1 protein-coding gene is annotated in these 1,178 nt (G+C 67.1%); it reads left to right on the top strand.

Annotated features, from left to right (window positions below; all coding sequences use genetic code 11):
• Positions 1-172 precede the first annotated feature (172 nt).
• A partial coding sequence (locus tag JCM25156_RS17355; RefSeq protein WP_025814150.1) for a uracil-DNA glycosylase family protein occupies positions 173-1,178 on the top strand: 1,006 nt, incomplete at its 3' end.

The following is a 1,178-nucleotide window of genomic DNA, read 5'->3' as shown; positions in this document are numbered from 1 at the left end:
TGGGCGGGGCCACCGTGGCGCGGCATATGGGCGAGAGGCCCGAACGCCTGCGCATGTTTTTTGCCTGTCTGGTTTTTATTGTGGCATTCTACATGATGTGGCGCAGCATGCGGGCGATAGGCCTTGCCTGACAGGTGCTGGCCGCCTGCCATCACTGCCGGAATGACCACCCATGCCCTCAGCCGTCATCACGCTTGCCCATCCGTTCGACTTCGCGGGATGGCGGGCCGCCACGCGCGACCTTGCTGGCCGCCACGTGCCGCCGGATGCGATCACATGGCAGGTCGCGGCACCCGGCGAGACCCCGCCCGCCCCCGTACCGGGCGAGAACTGCCAGCCATTCTCCATCCCGCGTGAGATGATGCAGATGGCCGCCGACGTGCTGCAATCCATGCTGCCGGACCGCTTCGCCCTCGCCTACGGGCTGATCTACGCCCATGTGACCGGCACGCCACCCGATGCGACCGCCCTGGAGCGGATCAACGAGGCCGCCGATACGGTCCGCACGGAAACCCGGCACCTGCGCCAGAACCTGTTCACCCTCATGAAGCATGAAGGCGAAGACGCCGGATGGTCCGGTACGCTGGACAGCGGAACCTACGCGCCGGAAAGCAACGCGCGCTTCATCACCTACCAGCTTTCGCTCGCCCCATGGCGGCTTGTCCTTCCGGAACGCGAGATATGCTGGAACGGCACGAACCTGCTGCACGGCCCCCATGGCGCGCCCGCGCCACTTTCCTTCGGCTGCCTGCCACCCCCTGCCCTGCCACTGGTGACGGATCTGGACATCGAACGGATCACGTCCCTGCGCGCGGTGGCGCTGGCGGCCAAAACATGCCTGATCTGCCCCATGGCCCGGCAGGCGACCCAGACCGTATTTGGCGAGGGGCAGCCCGGCGCGCGGATGATGTTCGTGGGAGAACAGCCCGGCGACAGGGAAGACCTTGCCGGCCGGCCCTTCGTCGGCCCGGCGGGCCAGCTTTTTGACCGCGCGCTGGAAGAGGCGGAGATCCGGCGCGAGGACACATACGTCACCAACACGGTCAAACACTTCAAATTCCAGCGCCGTGGCACACGCCGCATCCATGAAAAGGCGGGCCGGGACGAAATCCGGGCCTGCGCCCCATGGCTCGCGGCCGAACGGCGGATCCTGCGCCCGCAGGTGCTGGTCATGTGGG

It is taken from the genome of Komagataeibacter kakiaceti JCM 25156 (assembly GCF_000613305.1).
This window is presented reverse-complemented; position numbering and strand designations above follow the sequence as displayed.